The sequence below is a fragment of the Paenibacillus sp. E194 genome, assembly GCF_000935845.1.
In the GTDB taxonomy this organism is placed as follows: Bacteria; Bacillota; Bacilli; order Paenibacillales; family Paenibacillaceae; genus Paenibacillus_B; species Paenibacillus_B alvei_B.
The window spans coordinates 1-1817 of the sequence record NZ_JMDX01000461.1 but is presented as its reverse complement, the minus strand read 5'-3'; the positions used below and the strand labels follow the sequence as shown (position 1 = coordinate 1817).

1 protein-coding gene is annotated in these 1817 nt (G+C 55.8%); it reads left to right on the top strand.

Going from position 1 to position 1817, the window contains the following annotated elements:
• On the top strand, positions 1–1817 hold a 1817-nt coding region (locus tag AZ66_RS28890), incomplete at both ends, for a non-ribosomal peptide synthetase (RefSeq protein WP_156160136.1).

Below are 1817 nucleotides of genomic sequence, written 5' to 3'. Positions count from 1 at the left end.
ATTGTTCGATGCCATGCTGGTGCTGCAAAACACCGAGCAGGCCGAATTGGAGCTGGCGGGTCTGCAATGGACGCCGTATCCGATCGAAAGCGGAGCAGCGAAGTTCGACTTAACGCTGTCGGTCAGCGAGCACGAGCAGGGGATGCGATGCACCCTGGAATATGCATCGAAACTATTCGAACGGACGACGATCGAGCGCTGGGCGAGTCACTTCACCGAGCTGCTGCGCCAAGCAGTCCATCATCCGCAAGCGATGCTGGGAAGCATCGAGGTGCTGACGGCTGACGAGCGGGAAGAGCTGCTGGTGACATTCAACGATACGGCGGTTGAGCTGCTGGCAGAAGCAACGTTGCATAAGCTGTTCGAAAAACAAGCGGAGAAAACACCGGACACAGTGGCTGTGGTATTTGAAGATCATCAACTGACGTACTCCGAGCTGAATGAGCGGGCCAACCGGCTGGCGCGGACGCTTCGGGCCGCGGGTGTGAAAGCCGACTGGGTGGTCGGCATTATGGCGGAGCCATCGCTAGAGATGGTCGTCGGCATTATGGCTATTTTGAAGGCTGGAGGCGCTTATGTGCCGATCGATCCGGCGTATCCGGCCGAGCGCATCCGTTATCTGCTGGAGGATTCAAGCGCATCGCCGCTGCTTCTGCAGACCCGCTTCCAGGAATATGCCAGCCTGTTTGCAAAAGCACTGATTAGGCTGGACGATCCCGCCGCTTACCTTGAAGATGCCACGAACCTAGTGAATGTTTCCAGTCCGAGCGATTTGGCCTACGTCATCTATACGTCTGGCTCGACAGGCAAGCCAAAAGGGGTTATGGTAGAGCACCGGAATGCCGCCAACGTCATTTCCTGGTATATTTCCCGCTATGAGCTGAGCGATAACCTGATGTTAACGACATCGTTCACATTCGATCCCAGTGTAGAACAATTATTTGGCAGCCTGATGGCCGGAAAAACATTGCATGTGATCCAGAAAGAGACGCTGCTGAATCCGCCTAAGCTGCTAGACTACATCCACGAGAACAAAATCAATACGATCAACTTCACGCCGTCTTACATTCGGGAACTGCTCGTGGGTCAAACCAAACTACCGGGCTTGCAACATGTCATCGCCGGCGGAGAAAAGCTGGACGATCGGCTGAAAGAGGAAGTTTTGCAGCTTGGCTATTGCCTGTACAATCACTACGGACCTACAGAAACGACGATCGAGGTTCTCACAGGTCCATGTTATTCAAACGTAAAAGCGACTGTAGGCAAGCCGATTCATAATACGACAGTCTATATTTTGGATGCGCGCGGCGGATTGCAGCCGATCGGCGTCGCCGGGGAACTGTACATCTCGGGCGCCGGGGTGGCCAGAGGCTACTTGAACCGTCTGGAGTTGACAGCGGAAAAGTTCGTCGAAAATCCGTTCGAGCCGGGCCGCCTGATGTACCGAACAGGCGATTTGGCCCGCTGGCTGCCTGATGGCACTGTGGATTATTTGGGCCGGATCGACGATCAGGTGAAAATCCGCGGTTACCGGATCGAGCTTGGAGAAATCGAAGCGCAGCTCCTGAAGGTAGCTGCGGTGGAAGAGGCGGCCGTGGTTGCACGTGAGGATGCTGCCGGGCAAAAGCAGTTGTGCGCGTACATTGTAGCGGAGCGCGTGCTTACGGTCGGAGAGCTGAGGAAGGCGCTGGTCCGCGAGCTGCCGGAATACATGATTCCGGTATACTTTACGCAGCTCGACCGGATGCCGCTGACCTCCAGTCGGCAAAGTGGATCGCAAATCGCTGCCTGCGCCGGAAGCAGGCTTGAGTACGGGG